This window comes from Paenibacillus barcinonensis, from assembly GCF_003217495.1.
Taxonomy (GTDB): Bacteria; Bacillota; Bacilli; order Paenibacillales; family Paenibacillaceae; genus Paenibacillus; species Paenibacillus barcinonensis.
Map to the genome: position 1 here is coordinate 578,515 of NZ_QJSW01000001.1, position 19,897 is coordinate 598,411.

The 19,897-nt window shown below is 46.3% G+C and carries 18 protein-coding genes; 1 reads left to right on the forward strand and 17 read right to left on the reverse strand.

The annotated features are described in order from the left end of the window. Positions 1-46 precede the first annotated feature (46 nt). Genes DFQ00_RS02775 through DFQ00_RS02790 form a run of 4 tightly spaced genes read right to left on the reverse strand, consistent with a single transcriptional unit; the run spans position 47 to position 4,358 of the window. Positions 47-1,648: a type 2 periplasmic-binding domain-containing protein gene (locus DFQ00_RS02775; protein ID WP_110893891.1), complete on the reverse strand. Its 1,602-nt coding sequence runs from the start codon at positions 1,646-1,648 to the stop codon at positions 47-49. A 53-nt stretch (positions 1,649-1,701) separates the two neighbouring features. Further along, positions 1,702-2,604, reverse strand: a complete 903-nt coding sequence (locus tag DFQ00_RS02780; RefSeq protein ID WP_110893893.1) for a carbohydrate ABC transporter permease — start codon at positions 2,602-2,604, stop codon at positions 1,702-1,704. Between the two features lie 18 nt (positions 2,605-2,622). Beyond that, on the reverse strand, positions 2,623-3,582 hold the full coding sequence (locus DFQ00_RS02785) for an ABC transporter permease (RefSeq protein ID WP_110893895.1): 960 nt from the start codon (positions 3,580-3,582) through the stop codon (positions 2,623-2,625). Positions 3,583-3,593: 11 nt separating this feature from the next. Next, positions 3,594-4,358 carry an alpha/beta hydrolase gene (locus DFQ00_RS02790; protein WP_110893897.1) on the reverse strand — a complete coding sequence of 255 codons (765 nt, stop codon included), beginning with the start codon at positions 4,356-4,358 and terminating at the stop codon, positions 3,594-3,596. Positions 4,359-4,863: 505 nt separating this feature from the next. On the opposite strand from DFQ00_RS02790, the gene DFQ00_RS02795 reads away from it, so the two are divergent. Continuing rightward, on the forward strand, positions 4,864-5,781 hold the full coding sequence (locus DFQ00_RS02795; protein ID WP_110893898.1) for a serine hydrolase domain-containing protein: 918 nt from the start codon (positions 4,864-4,866) through the stop codon (positions 5,779-5,781). A 131-nt stretch (positions 5,782-5,912) separates the two neighbouring features. On the opposite strand, the gene DFQ00_RS02800 is transcribed toward DFQ00_RS02795, so the two are convergent. The 13 genes from DFQ00_RS02800 to DFQ00_RS02860 all read right to left on the reverse strand — a co-directional run bounded on the left by DFQ00_RS02800 (position 5,913) and on the right by DFQ00_RS02860 (position 19,824). Then, a complete protein-coding gene (locus DFQ00_RS02800; RefSeq protein ID WP_090919903.1) occupies positions 5,913-6,158 on the reverse strand; it encodes an AbrB/MazE/SpoVT family DNA-binding domain-containing protein in 246 nt (81 codons plus the stop codon). 169 nt (positions 6,159-6,327) lie between these two features. Next, a complete protein-coding gene (trmL, locus tag DFQ00_RS02805; protein WP_110893900.1) occupies positions 6,328-6,792 on the reverse strand; it encodes a tRNA (uridine(34)/cytosine(34)/5-carboxymethylaminomethyluridine(34)-2'-O)-methyltransferase TrmL in 465 nt (154 codons plus the stop codon). Between the two features lie 168 nt (positions 6,793-6,960). Next, complete coding sequence (gene serC, locus DFQ00_RS02810; protein WP_174812263.1) at positions 6,961-8,070, reverse strand: 3-phosphoserine/phosphohydroxythreonine transaminase; 1,110 nt, start codon at positions 8,068-8,070, stop codon at positions 6,961-6,963. A 217-nt stretch (positions 8,071-8,287) separates the two neighbouring features. Further along, positions 8,288-9,712, reverse strand: coding sequence for a type I glutamate--ammonia ligase (gene glnA / locus DFQ00_RS02815; protein ID WP_110893904.1), 1,425 nt, complete (start codon positions 9,710-9,712; stop codon positions 8,288-8,290). 414 nt (positions 9,713-10,126) lie between these two features. After that, the gene (gene aroF / locus DFQ00_RS02820) at positions 10,127-11,191 is read right to left on the reverse strand and encodes a 3-deoxy-7-phosphoheptulonate synthase (RefSeq protein WP_110893906.1); all 1,065 of its coding nucleotides are present in this window, start codon (positions 11,189-11,191) and stop codon (positions 10,127-10,129) included. Between the two features lie 306 nt (positions 11,192-11,497). Continuing rightward, a complete protein-coding gene (locus DFQ00_RS02825; protein WP_110893908.1) occupies positions 11,498-12,451 on the reverse strand; it encodes a 4-hydroxy-3-methylbut-2-enyl diphosphate reductase in 954 nt (317 codons plus the stop codon). A 66-nt stretch (positions 12,452-12,517) separates the two neighbouring features. Further along, a complete protein-coding gene (locus DFQ00_RS02830) occupies positions 12,518-13,978 on the reverse strand; it encodes a sensor histidine kinase (protein WP_110893910.1) in 1,461 nt (486 codons plus the stop codon). A 1-nt stretch (position 13,979) separates the two neighbouring features. After that, entirely contained in the window at positions 13,980-14,669 is a 690-nt protein-coding gene (locus DFQ00_RS02835; protein ID WP_110893912.1) for a response regulator transcription factor, read from the reverse strand. 173 nt (positions 14,670-14,842) lie between these two features. After that, positions 14,843-16,486 (reverse strand): S1C family serine protease, encoded by a 1,644-nt coding sequence (locus DFQ00_RS02840; protein WP_110893914.1) that lies wholly within the window; start codon positions 16,484-16,486, stop codon positions 14,843-14,845. A gap of 149 nt (positions 16,487-16,635) precedes the next feature. Then, positions 16,636-17,298 (reverse strand): response regulator, encoded by a 663-nt coding sequence (locus DFQ00_RS02845; RefSeq protein ID WP_110893916.1) that lies wholly within the window; start codon positions 17,296-17,298, stop codon positions 16,636-16,638. Next, positions 17,295-18,332, reverse strand: a complete 1,038-nt coding sequence (locus DFQ00_RS02850; protein WP_174812262.1) for a sensor histidine kinase — start codon at positions 18,330-18,332, stop codon at positions 17,295-17,297. The genes DFQ00_RS02845 and DFQ00_RS02850 overlap by 4 nt, the downstream gene beginning before the upstream one ends. A gap of 3 nt (positions 18,333-18,335) precedes the next feature. Further along, positions 18,336-19,370: a cell wall-active antibiotics response protein LiaF gene (gene liaF / locus DFQ00_RS02855; RefSeq protein ID WP_110893918.1), complete on the reverse strand. Its 1,035-nt coding sequence runs from the start codon at positions 19,368-19,370 to the stop codon at positions 18,336-18,338. A 250-nt stretch (positions 19,371-19,620) separates the two neighbouring features. Then, positions 19,621-19,824 (reverse strand): hypothetical protein, encoded by a 204-nt coding sequence (locus tag DFQ00_RS02860; RefSeq protein ID WP_110893920.1) that lies wholly within the window; start codon positions 19,822-19,824, stop codon positions 19,621-19,623. Positions 19,825-19,897: the final 73 nt, after the last annotated feature.

Below are 19,897 nucleotides of genomic sequence, written 5' to 3' on the forward strand. Positions count from 1 at the left end.
GACAGAACGCTCCTGCCATCCCCATCCTGTTCATTACTGCTTTTTATTACTTGAATTTCTCATTCAGTTCGTCCAGATATGGTTGAACCAGAGACATTTTGCTGTTAACCCACTCTTTCCAGTTGGCTTCCAAATCTCCGCCTTTGAGGATCAAGTTGGCATATTCGTTTTGATAATCGAAAGAAGCTTGGCTTTTCGCTTTGGAATCGTACAGGTTAACGTCCCAATCATATGCCGCTAACGATTTTCCTTCTGTACCCAATTTTGCTTTCTCTTTGAACAAATCCACGGCTCTGTCACGGTAATCTTTTTTGATTGCAGGGTTTACTACGCTGAAGTCATCACCCAGAAGGTACAGACCTTCGAATCGTGCAGGATATTTATCCTCCAGTGTTGTTCCCTCAGGCAACAAGTTTACCAGCTCTTTGTTGTCATCGTATTTCCAATCCTTACCTTCGAAGCCCATGTTGATCAGCAATTGTCCTTCTTTTGTTGCAGAGTAGTCGATCAGATCCATGATGCGTTCGAATTTCTCATCACTGATGTTTGGATTGAAGATCAGAGCAGACCAGAAATTAGCTTGTTCCATGTTACGGTATTTACCATCATCGCCCAGCACAATCGCTGTGTGAACAAGATCATCACTGTTGACACCAAGATTTTTTCTCATGTCGGAATCCAGACCTTGTCTGTAAGAAGCAAGTCCACCAAGACTGGTTACAGCTGCGGTACCCGTTACTTTAAAGTTATTTTGTCCTTCATTGTTTTTCCAAGTATAGAACTCTGGGTTAAGCAGTCCATCTTTGTACGCTTTTTGCATCAATTTCAGGCCTGTCAGTGTTTCCGGGTCTGCAGGACCCCAGTGGAACTTACCATCTTCGCCTTTGTAGAAAGGAACATCCGTCATCGCATGAACACTGTTAGGCATAATGATATTAGTCATTGCATCGGCAGCATTGTAAGACAATGGCACCAATTTATTTCCCACTTTACCCGGGTCTTTCTCTTTAACCAGTTCAGCGAACTGATTCAATTCGGAAGTTGTGTACGCATCTTTCAGTTCAAAGCCAACGGCTTTCGCCCAGTCTTTACGAAGTGCAATAACGCCAATTTGGTTGGTCAGCGGGTCAGCTGGTTTATTTTCAAAATAGATCGGTCTAGGCAGCACATACGTACCACCTGTCAGTTCTTCCAGCTTGTCGCCAAGTCCTGTCAGCTTGTAAGCCGCAGCAACGTTTGGCCAACGCTCTTTCCAGTCATCGGGGAATTTGTAGAACAAACCTTGATCAATGTTATTGATTGCATCGCCGTGTACATAGTTCCATACCGCTACATCCGGCAGGTCGCCAGAGTTGATCCACAGACGAAGCTTCTCGCCCCAGGAATCCCAGTCAATATAGTTGTAGTCCCATTTAATATTAAATTTGTCTGTCCAGAACTTGTGGAAATCATTATCCATGTTTCCGTTCTTCACTTCGGTCAGATTCGCTACAGAAATGGTCAGGTTATCTTTGTAGTTCCCTTCCGCATCCTTTTCGTTGCCACTCTTCGAGCTGCTGCTGTTGGAACAAGCCGATACCACCAACATCATCAGACAGAGTGTGATGGCAAATAACGATTTGACTGACAACTTTTTGTCCGTTTTCATGCTTTTACCCCCATGTTTTTAGTCGAATTTCTTTGGAAATCCTATGTGTATAATCAGGTCTTGATAGCCCCTGTTAATACCCCTTTGGCAAAGTGCTTTTGCAGCATTGGGAAGAAACACATAATTGGTACCATTGTGACAAATACCGCGGCCATCTTCATACCCATGGAGAAGCTGCTCAGCTTCACTGCATCGACACTTGATGCGTTGGATGCATTGGTCGTAGAGGTTACAATGATGTTTCTTAGCACGTTTTGCAGCGGTAGCTGATCTGCTTTTCGCAGGAAGATCATCGCATCATACCAGCTATTCCAGTAGGCTACGCCATAGAAGAGCGTGATCGTTGCCATAATTGGTGTCGCCAGTGGAAGGACTACGGAGAACAAAATTCTCCATTCCCCTGCGCCATCCAGCCTTGCCGACTCCATCAATGATTCAGGCAAGGTATAGAAGTAGTTCATCATCAGGATCATGTTAAAGGCACTGAAGCTTCCCGCCAGAATGACGGACCATAACGTACCTGTAAGATGCAAGGACTTCATAATGAGGTACAGTGGAACGATACCTCCGTTAAAGATCATGGTGAACAATACCAGGAAAAAGATAAACTTTTTGAACGGAAAATTGCTGCGGCTCAGACCATAAGCCATACTTGTTGTCAGGAACAAGCTGAGCGGCAATCCGATCACAAGCAAAATCAATGTATTTTTGTAACCCGACAGGATGCTTCCATCAGCGAACAACGCCTTGTAAGAGTCCAACGTGAACTCTTTCGGGAACATCAGGAACGGATTTTCGGCATACTCTTTTTGTGTTGCAAATGAGATCATAATGACATTCCAGAATGGAATCAGGATCATCAGTGCCAGCACTAACAAAATCGCAAAGATCACATAATCAAGAACGGTCATTCGTTCCGTGCCAATCTTCGGCTTTCTTCCAGCTTTCTTGCTCATCTCATTACTCCTCCTTTCTTATCGGAACAAACCGTCTCCGCCAAGCCACTTGGCAAATCTGTCAGCCAGAAGCAGCAGCACCATATTCACCAGGGAACGGAACAAGCTGACCGCTGTCGAGAATGAGAAGTCGGTTGAGGACTGGAACGTAATCCGGTAAATATATACATCCAGCACTTCCGATACATTTTTCGTTGCTGCATTCGCCAAGTTGAAGATCTGGTCGAAACCAGAGGACATCAATCCGCCGACGGACAAAATAAACATCACCGTAATCGTAGGAAGGATGTTCGGCAGGGTGATACGGAACATTTGCTGCATCCGCGATGCCCCGTCAATCTGTGCAGACTCATACTGGTCCTGATCAATACCCGAGATGGCCGCCAGGAAGATAATCGCACCCCAGCCGCTGGATTTCCAGATATCCGTCAGAAGCAGCATCGGAACAAAGTTGGATTCAGAACCCAGGAAATTAATCGTTGGCAATCCTAATAACGAAAGTGCACTATTCACCAACCCGTCATATGCAAGCACGTTGATGACTACCCCGGATACGATGATCCAGGACAGGAAGTGCGGGAACGTCAGAACCGTCTGGAACCACTTTTTCCCTCTGCGCATCCGCAGTTCATTCAACAGCAATGCCAGAATGATCGGGAACGGGAACTGAATAATCAGTTTCAGAATGTTGATGTACAATGTGCGCCATACGGCATCAATGAAGGTTGGATCACGGAAAACGTATTTGAAATTCTCAAATCCGCTCCAGGGACTTCCCCAGATTCCCAGGTTTGCCTTGTAATCCTTAAATGCCAGTGACAGGCCTCCCATCGGCATGTAAGCAAACAGGATCAACCAGACAAGCCCCGGTATAAGCAGGGTATACGTCATTCGGTGCTTCCAGATTTCAGTCAAAAGTGACTTACCTCTCATGTTTGCCTTCAGCTTTTTGCTAGGTCCTTCGGCTGCAGGTTTCAATTTGCATCTCCTCACTCTACTATGGTGTTGTCGTTGTAAAGAAAATCAAACATCGTTTTCAGATGCTGTTCCCAAAATCTCCATTCATGCGTGCCCGGTGTCTCCACATACCGAAAATCAAATGCAGTTCCCTGCATGTATGCGGCATAGTCCCGGTTCATGTCCACAAAAGGATCATGGTCACCGCAGCAACTCAGAATCTTTGGCAAGGGGTTTCCCTGCTCCAGCAACCTGGCTGACAATGCGTAAATATCCTGATCCGCCTTCACCTGTAACCCTTCTCCAAAAACCGCTTTCATTTCCTTGAGCATGCCTTCGGGCATATGTGGATCATGAAGCCTCGCTTGAAGATTGGTCACCCCTGATAGCGACACGATCTTGCTATACCGCTTGGGATAAGTCAGTCCGCATTTTAAAGCACCATACCCACCCATGGATAACCCGGCAACAAACGTTTTGGCTGGATCGGTGTTAAGCTGGAGCAGTCTTCCGCATATTTCGGGCAATTCCTCAGTGATGTAGTGGAAGTAATTCAGGCCGTATTCCATATCGGTGTAATAACTACGGTTTGCTTCCGGCATGATGACGGTACAGCCGTACTGGGCTGCGTACATCTCAATGGTGGTGAGACGCTGCCATGTGCTCGCATTGTCTCCAGCCCCGTGGAGCAGATATAGTGTACCGCCTGAAGTCTCTCCGGAGTCACTGGACACCACATGTATGCTGGTATTCATGCATAATGTAGGCGATCCGGTTTCGATCGTAATATGCGCCATTTCGTAACCCCTTTCAGCTTTGCTGCTGTTTACTACGGCTTACAGCGATGAATCTCTTTTTCTCTGTGTGTTACAGCATCTTCTCTCATGCTCCCCGTGAAAGCTTTGTTATCGAAACGATTCTCTCGAATCGTTTCAAAAATAACCAACGTTGATTTAATTAGACTTAAAATATCAACATTTTACTTGGAAGCGATTTCTTCGAATCGTTTCGAATAAATCATAATCCCGATGAGCAAATCCTGTCAATAACCTTTTTACATTTTTCGCGTTTTTTTATTAAAACAGTGACCTATGAGCTTCGTTTTTGATCCAAAAGACACTTTTATTGTGAGTATATTAAGGTCTAAGCATTCACTTTTGCACCTGAATTGACATTGAGGCGAGTTTATACTAACATGGGTTCTAATTTTGTGATCAGATTACGGAAACGTTTCACTAGATTAAAATCCATTGCCATTTTAGATTAAGCATCAATACGCATTCCTTAAATCAGGAGGGTATCATGTCTGAACAACTGAAAGGCTTCATTAGCACCATTACAACGCAGCAGCTTCAGGTTCATTCTGTACGTGTTTTGCAGCATGGGCAGCTTCTGGACGAGTGGCATCAGAGTACCGATCGCCGCCGTGTGCAGCACTCTGTCAGCAAATCCTTTACCTCTATGGCGGTCGGCCTGGCCGTTCAGGAAGATCTTATTCATCTGGATGCAAAGCTGGGCGATTACTTCCCGTATGATCAAGCACAATCCAGCTCTTCACAGCTTCCTTCCCCGCGAGAGATTACACTGCGGGATCTTCTACGCATGTCTTCAGGCCATGATTCACCACCGCTCTGGGCAGACGAACGAGCCTCCCTGCAGGAAAAAGACTGGGCGAAGCATTACATGTCACTATCTCTTGACCGAATGCCTGGAACTCATTTTACATATAGCAGCGGTGATACATTTATGATTTCATCCATGCTGCAGGAAGCCATCGGCCAAACAGTTAAAGATTACCTCATTCCTCGACTGTTTGAACCACTCGGTATGCAACATATCGTGTGGGAGACTTCCCCGCTTGGCGTAACCCTCGGTTGTGCAGGGCTATGGCTGACTACTGAGGAGTTAAGCCGATTCGGACAATTTCTGCTTCAGGAAGGATGCTGGAATAATCAGCAGCTTGTACCAGCCGAGTGGATTCGAGCAGCTACGGCGAAACAAATGGATACACAAGGTAATGGAAGCGGAGATTGGGGACAAGGTTACGGCTATCAATTCTGGAGGTGTACGCATGATGCTTATCGTGCAGATGGAGCTTTTGGTCAATTCTGCATCGTGCTCCCTTCCGAGAATGCAGTCATCAGCATCAATAGCGAGGAAGAGAATATGCAAGGAATTCTGAATGCTGTTTGGACGCAAATTTTACCTATATTCAACTGATCTATGGTTAATTACATGGTTACTTCAAATACACAGAGTAAGCTAATGAGTCGATTACATCTTTGTTGGTACCAAGACACAAAAACGCCATCAAGCTTCAGGGCTCGATGGCGTTTTTGTGTCTGATTTTCTTATGATAGCTGTGTCATTTCTTCTAAGCATTGTGCGCATATGTAACGCTCTTTAAAGTCATTGACATCTTCCATCGAACCGCAGAAAATACATTTCGGGCGGTATCTTTCAAGAATAATATGATCCCCTTGCACTAGAATTTCTACAGGATCTCCTTCATTCATTTGATACCTTTTACGCAAAGATTTAGGCAATACGATCCTACCCAATTGGTCAACTTTGCGAACTACTCCAGCTGGCTTCATAGCTACGGCACACCTCTCCTATCTCACTCTGAATTTCTAGGTACATTAGTACTATATCTATAGATTCGCCAAAATTTTGTCGAATCCTGCTGGAAATAAACATTTTTTGTCCTTTTTTTTGAAAAATGTTTTTTCAGCGAAATCTAAGCTCATTTTGCATAATATTTTACTAATCCAATCCAGGAAAATGTAGCTGACGCAACGCCTCATACACAATAATTGCTGCCGAATTGGAAAGATTTAACGAACGAACATCCCCTGTCATCGGCATTTTCATACAAGTCTCTGGATTTGCTGCAATTAACTCAGGTGGAAGTCCTTTTGTTTCTTTACCAAATACGAGAAAGTCTCCATCTTGAAACTCAAAATCACTGTAACGATTTTTGGCTTTCGTTGTTGCGTAGAAAAAACGTGCATCCGAATATTTCTCTTGCACCTCGGCAAACGAATCATGGTACTCAATATGGACTGCATGCCAGTAGTCCAGTCCCGCACGTTTAAGTGTAGCATCATCTGTCCGAAATCCCAATGGACGAACGAGATGCAGATGGGTACCGGTTGCCGCACACGTCCGTGAAATATTGCCTGTGTTAGCTGGAATTTCCGGTTCAACAAGAACGATGTGTAATGCCATATGTGTTAAGTCTCCTTTTTCAGTTCAGCTTCATAATTACAACAATCCTTTAATTCTAAAGAAAAGCCTCCCACACGTCAATGTGGAAGGCTTTGGAACAGCGGCGATTCAGCAGTAAAACTGCTTCTAGAGGGCTCACCGCTGCAAGTTTTGATCTTGCCTTTGTAATTACCCGTTTGTTTGCTGGAAATGGTTCATGAAGTCAGTGAGCGCCTTAACACTCTCGTATGGTGCAGCATTGTAGATAGACGCGCGAAGGCCGCCTACACTACGATGCCCTTTCAGACCAACAAAACCTTCCTGCTCAGAAGCTTTAATAAATTTCTTTTCCAACTCCTCAGAGGCAAGACGGAACGTCACGTTCATTAACGAACGGTCTTCCGGCACAACGCAGCCACGGTAGAAATCACCGGATGAATCAATTGTATCGTAGAGAAGCTCGGCCTTTTTGATATTCTTCTGCTCTATACCAGCCAGACCGCCCTGCTCCTCAATCCATTTCAGCACTTCGTTCACCATATAAACCGAGAAGGATGGCGGTGTATTGTACAACGAGTTGTTTTCCACATGTGTACTGTAACGGAACATGGTTGGAATGGTTTTTGGAGATTCACTTACCAGTTCCTCGCGTGCAATTACAACTGTAATGCCCGAAGGCCCAAGGTTTTTCTGTGCGCCTGCATAGATCATGCCAAATTGATTCAGGTCAAACGGCTTGCAGAAAATATCACTCGACATATCCGCAATCAGCGGGACCGATCCTGTATCAGGGAACGACTTGAACTGTGTGCCTTCAATCGTTTCGTTGGAAGTGATATGCACATAAGCCGTACGCTCAGGCAAATCCAGGTTCGAGACATCCGGCAATTTCATAAATTTATCCGCTTCCGATGATGCTGCGATCCGTGTCTCACCAATCAGCTTCGCTTCAGACAGTGCCTTTTTGGCCCAGCTGCCTGTCATAATGTAACTGGCTGTCTGACCTGCACCGAGCAAATTCATCGGCAACATCGCAAACTGTGTGCTCGCACCGCCCTGCAGAAAGAGCACTTTATATCCTTTTGGATTGCCAAGCAACGACAACAGACGCTCCTGCGCTTCATTATGTACAGACTCGTACACGGCCCCGCGGTGAGACATCTCCATAATTGACATGCCTGTATTACGAAAATCTACAAATTCCGCCTGGGCACGTTCCAAAACTTCTAATGGCAATGCTGCTGGTCCTGCATTAAAGTTATACGCTCTCTTTGTCACAAAATCCCCCGCCCTTTCCATCCTTAACTGACATATGAAGTAAATATTATCGCTATGATATCAGTATTCCCCGACCGCTTCAAGGGAAATATGCACTGAAAACGCATTCCAGGCCATCAAATTCCTTTATCACCCTAAAAAGTTAAAGCACTGCACTGTTTACTTCAAGGAAAAGCCTCCGAGAGCAACTCCCGGAGGCTTTTGAGCTGGAACCCACCCGGGTTCCGACCCCGACCGATTAGCAGTCGAAGTAGAGGCTATACTCGTGCGGATGAATGCGGATTGCAACAGCTTTAGCTTCATCGCGCTTGAGGTTGATGTAATTATCAATGAATTCTTTGGTGAATACGCCGCCTTCAGTCAAGAATTCATGGTCAGCTGCAAGAGCATCCAATGCTTCTTCGAGAGAAGCCGGTACACTGCGGATATTTTCTTTATCTGCATCAGACAGATCATAGATATTTTTGTCCAGTGGACCATATCCAAGCTCAGTCGGATTGATTTTGCGTTTGATTCCATCCAGACCCGCCATCAGCATTGCGGAGAATGCCAGGTATGGGTTAGCTGTGGAGTCCGGTGTACGGAACTCGATGCGGCAGCCTTTAGGTGTTACAGCAGCAACCGGGATACGTACAGCTGCGGAACGGTTACCTTTGGAGTATACCAGGTTAACTGGTGCTTCATAACCAGGTACAAGACGTTTGAATGAGTTTGTACTTGGGTTTGTCAAAGCGATCAGTGCTGGAGCGTGGTACAGAATACCGCCGATATAGTGCAGAGCCATTTCGCTCAGGTTTGCATATCCGCCTTTGTCATAGAACAATGGGGAATCACCATCGAAGATGGATTGGTGAACGTGCATTCCGCTACCGTTGTCGCCAAACAATGGTTTTGGCATGAACGTTGCTACTTTGCCATATTGACGTGCTGTATTATGAACAATGTATTTGTAAACAAGCAGGTTATCTGCTGTTTTCTTCAACGTATCAAAACGGAAGTTGATTTCAGCTTGACCAGCTGTTGCTACTTCATGGTGATGACGCTCGATCGACAAGCCCGCTTCTTCAAGCAGACGGCACATTTCACTACGAATGTCTTGTTGAGTGTCCACAGGTGCTACTGGAACATATCCGCCTTTTGTGCGAACCTTGAAGCCCAGGTTGCCGCCTTCTTCTTTACGGTTGGTGTTCCATGATGCTTCTTCGGAATCTACATAATAAGAGGAGCTGTTTGTGCCGCTCTCATAACGAACATCGTCAAAGATGAAGAACTCGGACTCTGGTGCGAAGAACGCTGCTGTACCTACGCCGCTTTCTTTCAGGAAAGCTTCGGCTTTCACTGCGATGCTGCGCGGGTCACGCTCATAACGCTCGCCATCCGGTGTGAAAATATCACACATAACATTCAATGTAGGGTGTGCAGTGAACGGATCGACATAAGTCGCTTCAGGGTCCGGCATCATAACCATATCGGACTCTTCAATACCACGGAAACCTTGGATCGAAGAACCATCAAACGCTACTCCATTTACGAACGTGTCTGCATCAACAGCCGAAGCTGGCAAAGAGATGTGATGCGCACGACCAGCCAAATCTACAAAACGAAAATCTACCCACTCGATGTTGTTCTCTTGAATTGATTTCAATACGTTTTCAACCGACATGTATTCGTCCTCCCAAATATTCCGAACATTAAACAACCCCACGAAGAAAATGTCTATATATTCGAATTTTTTTCTGTCGTCATTATAAAATCTCAAATGTGACATCGTCAATACTTATGTAAGGTATTTTTTGCGAGCATGTTAGGTATACTTACATTTTACAATACATATAAATTCATATAACAACGGAAATTATACTCATTTGACCGGTTTAATGCGGTGAAGTAACCCCGAAAATCGCCTAAATGATGGAAAAACATAACATCATAAATGTTTCTTATCACCTTTGATTAATAAATATGTTCATCTGCGCAAAACAGACGAAAAACCGGACATCCACCCCAATTGCTCACATAGAACAATTCCGAGGTAGAAGTCCGGTTTGGATGACATATTTTTAGTTATACAGCGACATTATACCCCTACACGAGCCGGGAAAAAGTCAGCAGGCTGTTTAGCTGTGTTAAACGTTTTGCCCACAATTGGAGCTAATTTCTCCAGATCCTGCAGCAGGTTCGCAAACTGATCAGGGAACAGAGATTGCACACCATCTCCAGTCATGGAGTTGTCAGGATCCGTATGCATCTCAATGATCAGACCATTTGCTCCAGCAGCTACCGAAGCTTTGGTCATCGGCTCCACCAGCTCACGGCGGCCTGTTCCATGGCTTGGGTCAGAGATGACCGGCAAATGGCTCAGAGACTGCAATACAGGAATGGCAGACAGATCAAGCGTATTCCGCGTGTAAGACTCGAATGTACGGATACCGCGTTCACACAGCATTACATTCGGATTACCGCCCGCCAGGATGTATTCCGCAGCATTAAGCAGCTCATCGTACGTCGCACTGAATCCACGCTTCAGCAATACAGGCTTACCACACTCGCCCAGCTTACGCAGCAAATCAAAGTTCTGCATGTTGCGTGTACCCACCTGCAGAATATCTGCGTACTCCGCACAGATATCCACATACTCCGGTGTCATAACTTCTGTGATCGTCAGCAGGTTATGCTTCTGTCCTGCTTCAGCCATCATGATCAAACCTTCTACACCTGTTCCCTGGAAGCTGTAAGGTCCTGTGCGTGGTTTGAAGGCCCCTCCGCGAAGCACCTGTCCGCCAGCAGCCTTAACCAAGCCTGCAATCTCATCAATCTGTGCTGCGGATTCAACCGCGCAAGGTCCACCCATTACGACAAGCTCTTTGCCGCCGATATCTACACCTTTGATTGAAATCACCGTATCTTCCGGGTGGAAGTCACGACTTGCCAGTTTGTAGGATTTCGAAATCTTCACCACATTCTCGACACCCTTCATCTGACGCAGATGTTCCTGCATTTTCGGCTCCACTTTACCGATCAATCCAATGATGGTGCGATCCTCTCCACGGGATACATGTGCCTGAAGCCCTTCCTTCTCAATCACACTAACGATATCTTGAATTTGGTCCTCCGAGGTAGCTTTGCCTGCAATAACGATCATATTATTTTCCCCATCCTTCCTTGTATAAGAGCACCTTTGTCCTTTGTGCGTCTGGTTGTGTAATTGTGAAATGTATTTCCAAAATAAACTGTCGCACTTAAACGCTTGTTCGCTTTTAAGCTTTTAATCACTAAAGCAAATATACCACAGTTATTTCTTTTCGTCAAGGATGAAACGTACCTTCTATTGTCCCAACAGATATTAAAAAAACATCCCGCTCGTCATATCCAATGAAGGTGACACAGCAGGATGTTTCCCGTTTCTATACCTTATACATTTCACTATTTCGTGTATTTCCTCTGCAGATTAAGTGGTGCGTGTCTTCTCTCTAACCGGAGGCAGTAGCTTGCTCATATTAACGGTACGCTTGATTTCCCACGTCTCCGGCTGATCATGTTCATACTGCTCAAGATACTGAATAACTTCCTTTGTAATCGGTGTTGGAGTAGAAGCGCCGGAAGTCACCGCCACCTTCTGCACACCTTTCAGCCACTCCTGCTGGATTTCGGACACATCCGACACACGGTATGCCGTCACACCCGCAATCTCCTCTGACACCTGTGCCAGACGATTGGAGTTATTACTGCGTGGATCACCTACAACAATCACAAGATCAGACTGACCCGCCTGTTCAGCTACAGCCTCTTGACGCACCTGTGTAGCAAGACAGATCTCATTATGAATCTCAGCGCCAGGAAACTTCTCCAGCAACCGGCTCATAATGTGTTTGATATCCCACTGACTCATCGTTGTCTGGTTGGTAATCAAAATTTTGCCCGCAGGCACACGCAAGTCTTCAATCTCTTCTTCCTTCTCAATCAGATGAACACGGTCTGGTGCAACACCAATCGCACCTTCTGGTTCCGGGTGATTCTTCTTACCGATATAAATAATCTCATAACCTTCCGCCGTTTTCTCACGGATCAGATCATGGGTCTTGGTCACATCAGGACATGTTGCATCCACTGTGGTCAGCCCTTTTTCCCGAGCCAGCTTGCGCACCTCCGGTGATACACCATGCGCTGTGAAAATAATGGTGCCGCTCTCCACCTGATTCAGTATTTCCATCCGATTTGGACCGTCAAGGGTAATGATGCCCTCATCTTCAAATGAATCCGTCACATGTTGGTTATGCACAATCATGCCCAATATATAAATCGGCCGTGGTAAATCCAGATTACGTGCCGCCTGACGCGCCAGCACCATGGCGTCCACAACCCCGTAACAATATCCCCGCGGCGAAATTCGCAGTACTTCCACTTGGTTGCCACCCGCTTTCTTTCCGGCTATACAGCCGATGTAATTGCAGTCTTTTCTATTATACCTTTATTCAATAGGCGGGGCAAAGACAACCGGCAACCAGATGATAAACGTCGTTCCTTCCCCGCGTCTGGTCACAACTTCTACAGACCCGTTGTGCTCCTCAATAATCCATTTGGCGATGGATAATCCGAGTCCAATCCCCGGCGTGGCTCCGCGAGATTCATCCGCACGATAGAAGCGATCAAATATAAAAGGCACCTGATCCCGTTCCATGCCGATCCCTGTATCACTGATGCGCAAGCCAACCTGCCCTTTATATAAGACAGCATCCAGGGTCACAGACCCCTCCGGTGTGTACTTAAACGCATTCTCGATAAAAATAAACAGCATCTGCTGCAAATAATCTTTGCTTCCATTCACATAAATACCGTTCAGGATCGACAGATCTCCCGGACGCCAGTCTGCTTGTCGATCCAGAAATTGCGCTCTGCGAGCCACTTCCTGTACGAGAATCTGTAAAGGAATCGGATTAAGCTCAATTCTCTGCCCTGTATCCGCTCTCGCGAGTGATAACATATCACTGATCAGACGGCTCATACGCTTGCCCTCATCAGCCATATCCTCGATTGCTTCCAGAGACATCTGCTTAATCGTGTCTTCATCCAGATTCGGGCGCTCCGCATCCTCTTGATCCCACAGCTTTTTGAGGAAATCTACATTCCCTCGAATCGTTGTCAACGGTGTCCGCAATTCATGAGAAGCATCCGATACAAAACGGCGCTGTGCGGCATTGGTCTCTTCCAAACCACGGAAAGACAATTCAGTACGCTCCAGCATGTTGTTCACCGTCTCAATAAGACGTCCGATCTCATCCTTAGGCCCGTTATACTGAATGCGAACGCTGAGATCATCACCGGATTGAATCTGATTGGCTGCATCAATTACATTAACCAGTGGCCGCATCGACTTGCGAGCCAGAATTAGACCCGATGTAATTGCAAGCGCCATCGCTACCAGCCAGCCCAGAATAAGAATGTTCCGCAGCGCTTCCAACAGACGCTCTTGTGAGCTGACATTCGCGCCCACTTGAAGCAGACCTCTGATCTCATTCGTTCCCTGAAGAGATAAGGCCTGCTGATTCACCAGAAAAGGAATGCCTTCCACGTTAATTTTCGATATACCAATTTCATGACGAATATTATGGATATTTACAATTGGGAAAGTGATTCCTGCTTTCTCCAGATTGCCTGAGAGCTTGAATGATCCCGTCTGGTAATCCACCAATTGAATATAAATTTGAGCCTCCTGCAGCTGACTCTCTGCAAACGGATCAAGATCAAGAGCCTGTGATAACGGATTAACCCCGATTTGCTCCGTGATTCTCAGACTTTTTTCCCTCAGCTGCTGCTCCACTTCATTGTACGTATTAAAATATACAAAGGCATAGATGACTACACCCCAAAAAATCAGCACGGCTGCCAGAATCCCCGAATACCATGCGGTTAGCCTCAACCGAATGGACATGTTACGAGTCACCTCTCAAAATATAGCCGGCCCCCCGGATCGTCTGAATGACACGCTTTCCTCCGTGCTCTTCCGTTTTCTGTCTCAGCATGGCAATGTAAACCTCCAGAACGTTGGATTCTCCGCTGTAATCATATCCCCAGATTTTATCCATAATCAGATCTCGGGACAGGACTCGCCTAGGATTCTGCATAAAGAGATGAAGTAATTCGAATTCCTTCGCAGTCAGCTCCAGACGTTTTCCATCCCGAAATACCTCACGTGAATCGTTATCCAGAATGATATCCTCATACGCCAGACGGTTATCCGCCACACTGCTGATATCGGATTTACGGCGCAACAACGCCCGGACGCGAGCGAGCAGCTCTTCCAGCGCAAACGGTTTTACCAAATAATCATCAGCACCTGTATCCAATCCTGTGACTCTGCTCTGAACCTCATCTTTGGCCGTAAGCATCAAGACCGGAACTGTACTTCCAGCCTCTCTTAATCTGCGGCACACTTCAAAACCGTCAATCTGCGGCATCATCACATCAAGCACCACGATATCGGGTTCTTTGTCCATCAGCTTGCTCAGACCTTCTGCCCCGTTGGAAGCTGTCTGTACCTCATATCCTTCAAATGCCAGCCCTCGGCGCAGCATAGACACAATTTTTTCGTCATCATCTACAATCAAAATAGTTGAGCGCATGGTCTTTCTCCTTTACCCTATCGTTTGTATTCCCATTGTAACAGGCCCGAGCCCGATTCGCACCTTCTCCATTTCAAGGCATGCCAGAAGCGATAATAAGGGCACAGTGCAAAAAACGGAAGGGCCATCAAACCCTTCCGTTCTTATTTACACCTGTCTTTGCATCATGTGCATCATTGCTGCTGTGTCTGTGTTGTATTGAAATCATTTTTGTTGCCGATTTTCACTTTTACGTCCATCTTTTTGCCGTCACGAACGACATTCAGCGTAACTTCTCCACCGACTTTCTGGGTCTTGATAAAGTCAATCAAATCCTGGCTTGTTGCTTTTGGAGTACCATTTACGCCGGTAATAATGTCATACGGTCTCAGATCAGACAGATAGGCTGGCGATTGGTATACGGTGCTCGCTACAACGGAACCTTCCGTAATATTTGTTCCCATTTGTTTAGCTACTTCTGGAGTGAGATTCATAAGGGAAGCACCAATGAACGGTACAGGCTCTTTGGGAACATCCTTATTCTCTTTCAGATATTTCACAGCTTCAGAGATTACACTGGATGGTATTGCAAAACCAATTCCCTGTGCATCAGCACTCACAGCAACGTTCATGCCGATAACTTCACCATTCAGGTTAAGCAATGGACCACCCGAGTTACCCGGGTTAATCGAAGCATCTGTCTGCAGCAGGTGGCTGTATTCACGAGTTTTTCCTGTTTCCTGATCGGGAATGCTGATTGTACGTTCTTTGGCACTCAGAACCCCCGCAGTAACGGTGTGTTCAAAGCCTTCCGGGTTGCCAATCGCTACGAGCCATTCACCAACCTGGGTATTGTTTGAGTTGCCCAGTGGCGCAACAGGGAAATCTTTATCCCCACTGTGCTTCTCAATTTTCAGCACCGCAAGGTCCAGATCAAAGCTGCTACCCAGCAGCTTAGCCTCATAAGGCTTGCTGTTGTTCTCAAGTGTTACCTGAATGACATCTGCCCCCTGAACAACGTGCTGATTGGTCAAGATATAACCGTCTTTATCAAAAATGAATCCTGAACCAATACCGAGCGGTACCAGTTGATTGCTGGCCTGCGGCCGTTCAGTCTGACCTTGATTGCCACCAAGGCCGTTATCATTACCGCCGCCGAAGAAATATTGATACAGCGGATCATTGGTATTGGCTCCACCCTGTCCAGAACCGTTGCGAGAGGACTGCTTCGCAAGTGTTTCAATCTTCACAACAGCTGGACTTGCCTGTTTAACAACAGAGGATACATCCTCTTTACCTGTTGGCAGAAGAGAGGCCGTCACGTTATTACCGCCGCCTGTATTACTTGGCGTACCCTGCGCAGTAGTTTCGTTTCCATTGGTTAGCGAAGCCTGCGGGGTAAACATGTTTGTTCTGTCTGCCGTGTACATCAGCACCGTGATCACCAGCATACCGGCAATAAACGAGAACAGCAGCGATCTTACAGAAGACCGTGGTCTGCGATTGTTGTAATTCCATCCGCCATTGTTATTATTGCCCTTCCCCTGACCGTCCCCGTTCCCCGAACCGCTGCCGCCTGAGAATCGTCCCGCCTGATCTGAAGCCCCGCTGTTATAATAAGTCGGAACAGGCTTGATCGGATCTGGTCTGGTAATCTCCACATTTCCTTCTTGGCGTGCCCCATCAGAGCCAGCTGTATCTTCCTGATTCACGGACTGAAACGGTCCATAAGAATAATAATACGAGGAATCATTGTTTCCGGCAGTATTGCGATTCTCTGCTTGTGTTGTTTCCTTTTCCTCATCTTGTCGGTTCGATCTATAATTACGTTCGTCCATGCCTCTCTACCTCCCAATCTCTTATTTGCAAGAGATATTCTTTAACTGTCCTTATTTTGTACTTTGAACCTTAATCGCACCTTAAAAACAATTAAAAAGGAGATAAAAGCATGCAATATTTGCTGTTTTTTCCCGCCACAGCAACATTTTCAGCTGTTTCGCTTCACCCAGCCCTGTCGATGAGCATAGATGGCCAGCTGTGTGCGATCATCCAATTCACATTTCATCAGCAGGTTACTCACATGAGTTTTGACGGTTTTGATACTGATATGTAATTCTTCCCCGATATCTTTGTTTGTTTTTCCCTCTGCAACAAGCAGGAGCACTTCCTTCTCCCGTTCCGTAAGGCCGGATTCACTTTCTCTTGCTGTACGCTGTCGAATTCCCCTCGTCAACGCCTGTGAAACATCGCCCGTCATCACCGGCATGCCTCTGTTCGCACCCTGAAGAGCATAGATCAATTCTTCGGCCGAGACGGTTTTCAGCACATAACTGACCGCCCCTGCTTCAATCGCTTGAACAACAAGATCATCCTCAAGAAAACTGGTCAGCATCACAATTTTCATCCCCGGAAATTCAGACATGATGGCTTGAGTTGCCTCAGCTCCATTCATAACTGGCATCATCAGATCCATGAGAATCAGATCTGGCTTATCCGCATCCTCCATCTGACGAAGCTGATCCAGCGCGTCCTGACCATTCCCGGCTTCTGCCATCACATGAAAAGCAGGCTCCAGCATCAGATACGTTTTCAATCCCATGCGAACCATATCATGATCATCCACAATCATTACGTTAACTTTGCCGTTCATTCCGTTTCCCCCTCTGACACATTCTGAAATTTCGGGATAAGCACTCGTACCGTTGTGCCGGCTCCAGGCTTGGATATAATCTGCACCTGTCCGCCGAGCTTCTCCGCACGTTCCCGCATCGTAGACAAGCCGTATGACCCTGGACGTTCGGTTTGCTGCTGGAAGCCATGACCGTCATCACTGATGCTCATGCTGATCTGATGTTCAGATTCCCGAATCGCCAAGCTGACCAATCTGGCCTCCGCATGTTTGACAACATTCGCTACCGCCTCCTGAATAATGAGAAACAGCTGGTGCTCAATGGCATCCGAGACTCCGCCATCCAGTTCCAGCTCTTTCACACCTTTAAGGCCATTTTGCCGGCAGTAGTCAGGAAACCAGCTATCCAGCGCAGCCGTCAGGTCACGCCCTTCCAGTTCTACCGGGCGAAGCTGAGCAATTAATCCCCGCATCTGGCGTTGTGCAATATGAGACATCTGAATGAGCTGGTCCAGCACAGTGCGCCCATGCTCGGGATTCATCTCCAGCAGACGAGGCAGTGATGAGGCCGACATATGCATGGCGAACAATTGCTGGCTGACTGTGTCATGCAGGTCTCTTGCCATTCGCTTACGCTCCTCAATTACAGCACGTTCAGAAGCCTGCTCCTTCTCAATGACCTCCTGCTCACCCAGCCGCTGAAGCAATCTCATTTTTTTCTCAATGGATTCCATCATCACATTAAATTCCTGATACACTCGCCCAAACGAAGCATCATCAGCCTCGGGCATACGTACCGCCATATTGCCTTTGGACACCTTAAGCATATTCAGATCGAGCAGATCAATCTTCCGTTGCAGACGAAGCGCCGCGATATAGCCCGTAACAATCGTGCCCACAACAACAACTCCAATAAAGGTCCATGCCCGATTGCGATTCGTGCCTGTAAGCACATCCCCGTATAACAGATAAAATCCGCCCAATGTAATCAACCCGGTTAACACAAAATACGTCATCAGTTCCCATTTGTTTGCCTTGAGAATCGTTCGAATCATGTGTTAACCCACCTTATTCACTTTGACGTCACCGATAAAAACACTGACAATAATTCGCACTTTTTTACCAGCTTCCATATAGTGTGGGGTCTCCTCCTGCGCGCTGCCCATAAAACCGCCACGTTTATGATCGAGAAGCTTCATGTCTCCGATAAATGAATTCGTTGTTAAGGAGACGCCGAGATCCATATCCTCCGGAACAAACACCTTCACATCGCCGATAAAATGTGAGATCACAATTTTGGTCTCTCCATATGGAATTTGTGCCTTGGTCAAATCAATCACCGTATCGCCAATAAACGAGGAGATGTTCATCGGTTTCAGCGAGAATACTTCCTTCCCCATATGAAAGTCGCCAATAAACGTAGATTTATTAAATGTCTTGGTCCCGTAATCTTCTTGATAGCCATAGCTGCAGGAGTGGCCGAAGCCTCCATACTTCTGTTCCCCTGAATGCGAATTGTGGTGCTTGTCAAACGAATTCCCGCCACCGTTTGCATTCTGTTGCTCCTCACCCGAATGAAACGATTGCTGGTTACCTGAAGCGGACTCCTCACTTGGCTTGCCAAACGTTTTCTCGAACTCTTCATCGAATGACGAGGGCATCTCAAGATCCTTTGGAGACAAAGGCTGATAAGGCTGCTCAGGAGGTGCAGGTGGAGTCGTATTTTCTTTTCCATGATGCTTCCGATCACGCTGTCCTGGTCCGATCAATACATACAAGCCGCCACCGATCAACAGAATCGGAATCAGATAACGAATGAATTCTCCAATCGAGTATCCGATCAACCCCATATTACGCGCCAGGAAAAATCCTCCTAAGGACAGGACAATTACTGGCCCAAAAGCAGCATATCCTCCATTCCGTCGAATCTCCGTTAAACCCTTGACTCCCCACCAGATCAGGAATACCGGCCAATATGTTCTGAAAATATATCCTACATCAATGTCATATCCCAATTGCTTGAGCAAAATCATTGCACCAATAGCGATAAGAGGTATGCCAACCCACCAGCGTTCACGCGTAGATCGTTTCATCACTCATTTCTCCTTCGTCGTTATTATAAATCCAGTGTACATCAGACGAGGTGATGTTAACAGCGCCGACAGATGGAAGTTGTCTCAGTCCCGAGACCGAGGCTTGAGGAACATTATGTAAAATTACTATTAAAATTTATTGAGAGCAATACTATACAAAAGAATCCATGGAAATACCCTGGAGCAGTTGCCCCAGGGTGGTATGCATGCTTCATATTCGTTTTGCGTTTCATTTTATCATTGGCACAACTTATTTTTTCATTTTGCCGGCACGGCCAGTTTGACCTGTGTTTTCCACACCAAACTCGGCATTATATTTTTCATCAGGTGTTTGGAAATTGTCCTTCACTTTGTTTTGAGCAGCTTGTTTCACCTTGGATGCTACATTCTCTGCTCCAAACTCTGCATTGTACTTCTCGTTTGGCGTTTGGTACCCTTGGGATTTCTTAGCCACAACGAATCACCTCTCTCTTCATATTTACACTGCACATGGCAGTGCGGGGTTCGTCCCCAGTCAGTATTATGTG

Excerpts from the sequence above, each read along its gene's own strand:
- DFQ00_RS02795 (WP_110893898.1), top strand. The coding sequence starts at position 4,864 with ATGTCTGAACAACTGAAAGGCTTCATTAGCACCATTACAACGCAGCAG.
- DFQ00_RS02800 (WP_090919903.1), bottom strand. The coding sequence starts at position 6,158 with ATGAAGCCAGCTGGAGTAGTTCGCAAAGTTGACCAATTGGGTAGGATC.
- glnA (WP_110893904.1), bottom strand. The coding sequence starts at position 9,712 with ATGTCGGTTGAAAACGTATTGAAATCAATTCAAGAGAACAACATCGAG.
- DFQ00_RS02840 (WP_110893914.1), bottom strand. The coding sequence starts at position 16,486 with ATGGACGAACGTAATTATAGATCGAACCGACAAGATGAGGAAAAGGAA.
- DFQ00_RS02835 (WP_110893912.1), bottom strand. The coding sequence starts at position 14,669 with ATGCGCTCAACTATTTTGATTGTAGATGATGACGAAAAAATTGTGTCT.
- DFQ00_RS02830 (WP_110893910.1), bottom strand. The coding sequence starts at position 13,978 with ATGTCCATTCGGTTGAGGCTAACCGCATGGTATTCGGGGATTCTGGCA.
- DFQ00_RS02845 (WP_110893916.1), bottom strand. The coding sequence starts at position 17,298 with ATGAACGGCAAAGTTAACGTAATGATTGTGGATGATCATGATATGGTT.
- DFQ00_RS02775 (WP_110893891.1), bottom strand. The coding sequence starts at position 1,648 with ATGAAAACGGACAAAAAGTTGTCAGTCAAATCGTTATTTGCCATCACA.
- serC (WP_174812263.1), bottom strand. The coding sequence starts at position 8,070 with ATGGAAAGGGCGGGGGATTTTGTGACAAAGAGAGCGTATAACTTTAAT.
- DFQ00_RS02780 (WP_110893893.1), bottom strand. The coding sequence starts at position 2,604 with ATGAGCAAGAAAGCTGGAAGAAAGCCGAAGATTGGCACGGAACGAATG.
- trmL (WP_110893900.1), bottom strand. The coding sequence starts at position 6,792 with ATGGCATTACACATCGTTCTTGTTGAACCGGAAATTCCAGCTAACACA.
- liaF (WP_110893918.1), bottom strand. The coding sequence starts at position 19,370 with ATGAAACGATCTACGCGTGAACGCTGGTGGGTTGGCATACCTCTTATC.
- DFQ00_RS02790 (WP_110893897.1), bottom strand. The coding sequence starts at position 4,358 with ATGGCGCATATTACGATCGAAACCGGATCGCCTACATTATGCATGAAT.
- DFQ00_RS02850 (WP_174812262.1), bottom strand. The coding sequence starts at position 18,332 with ATGATTCGAACGATTCTCAAGGCAAACAAATGGGAACTGATGACGTAT.
- aroF (WP_110893906.1), bottom strand. The coding sequence starts at position 11,191 with ATGATCGTTATTGCAGGCAAAGCTACCTCGGAGGACCAAATTCAAGAT.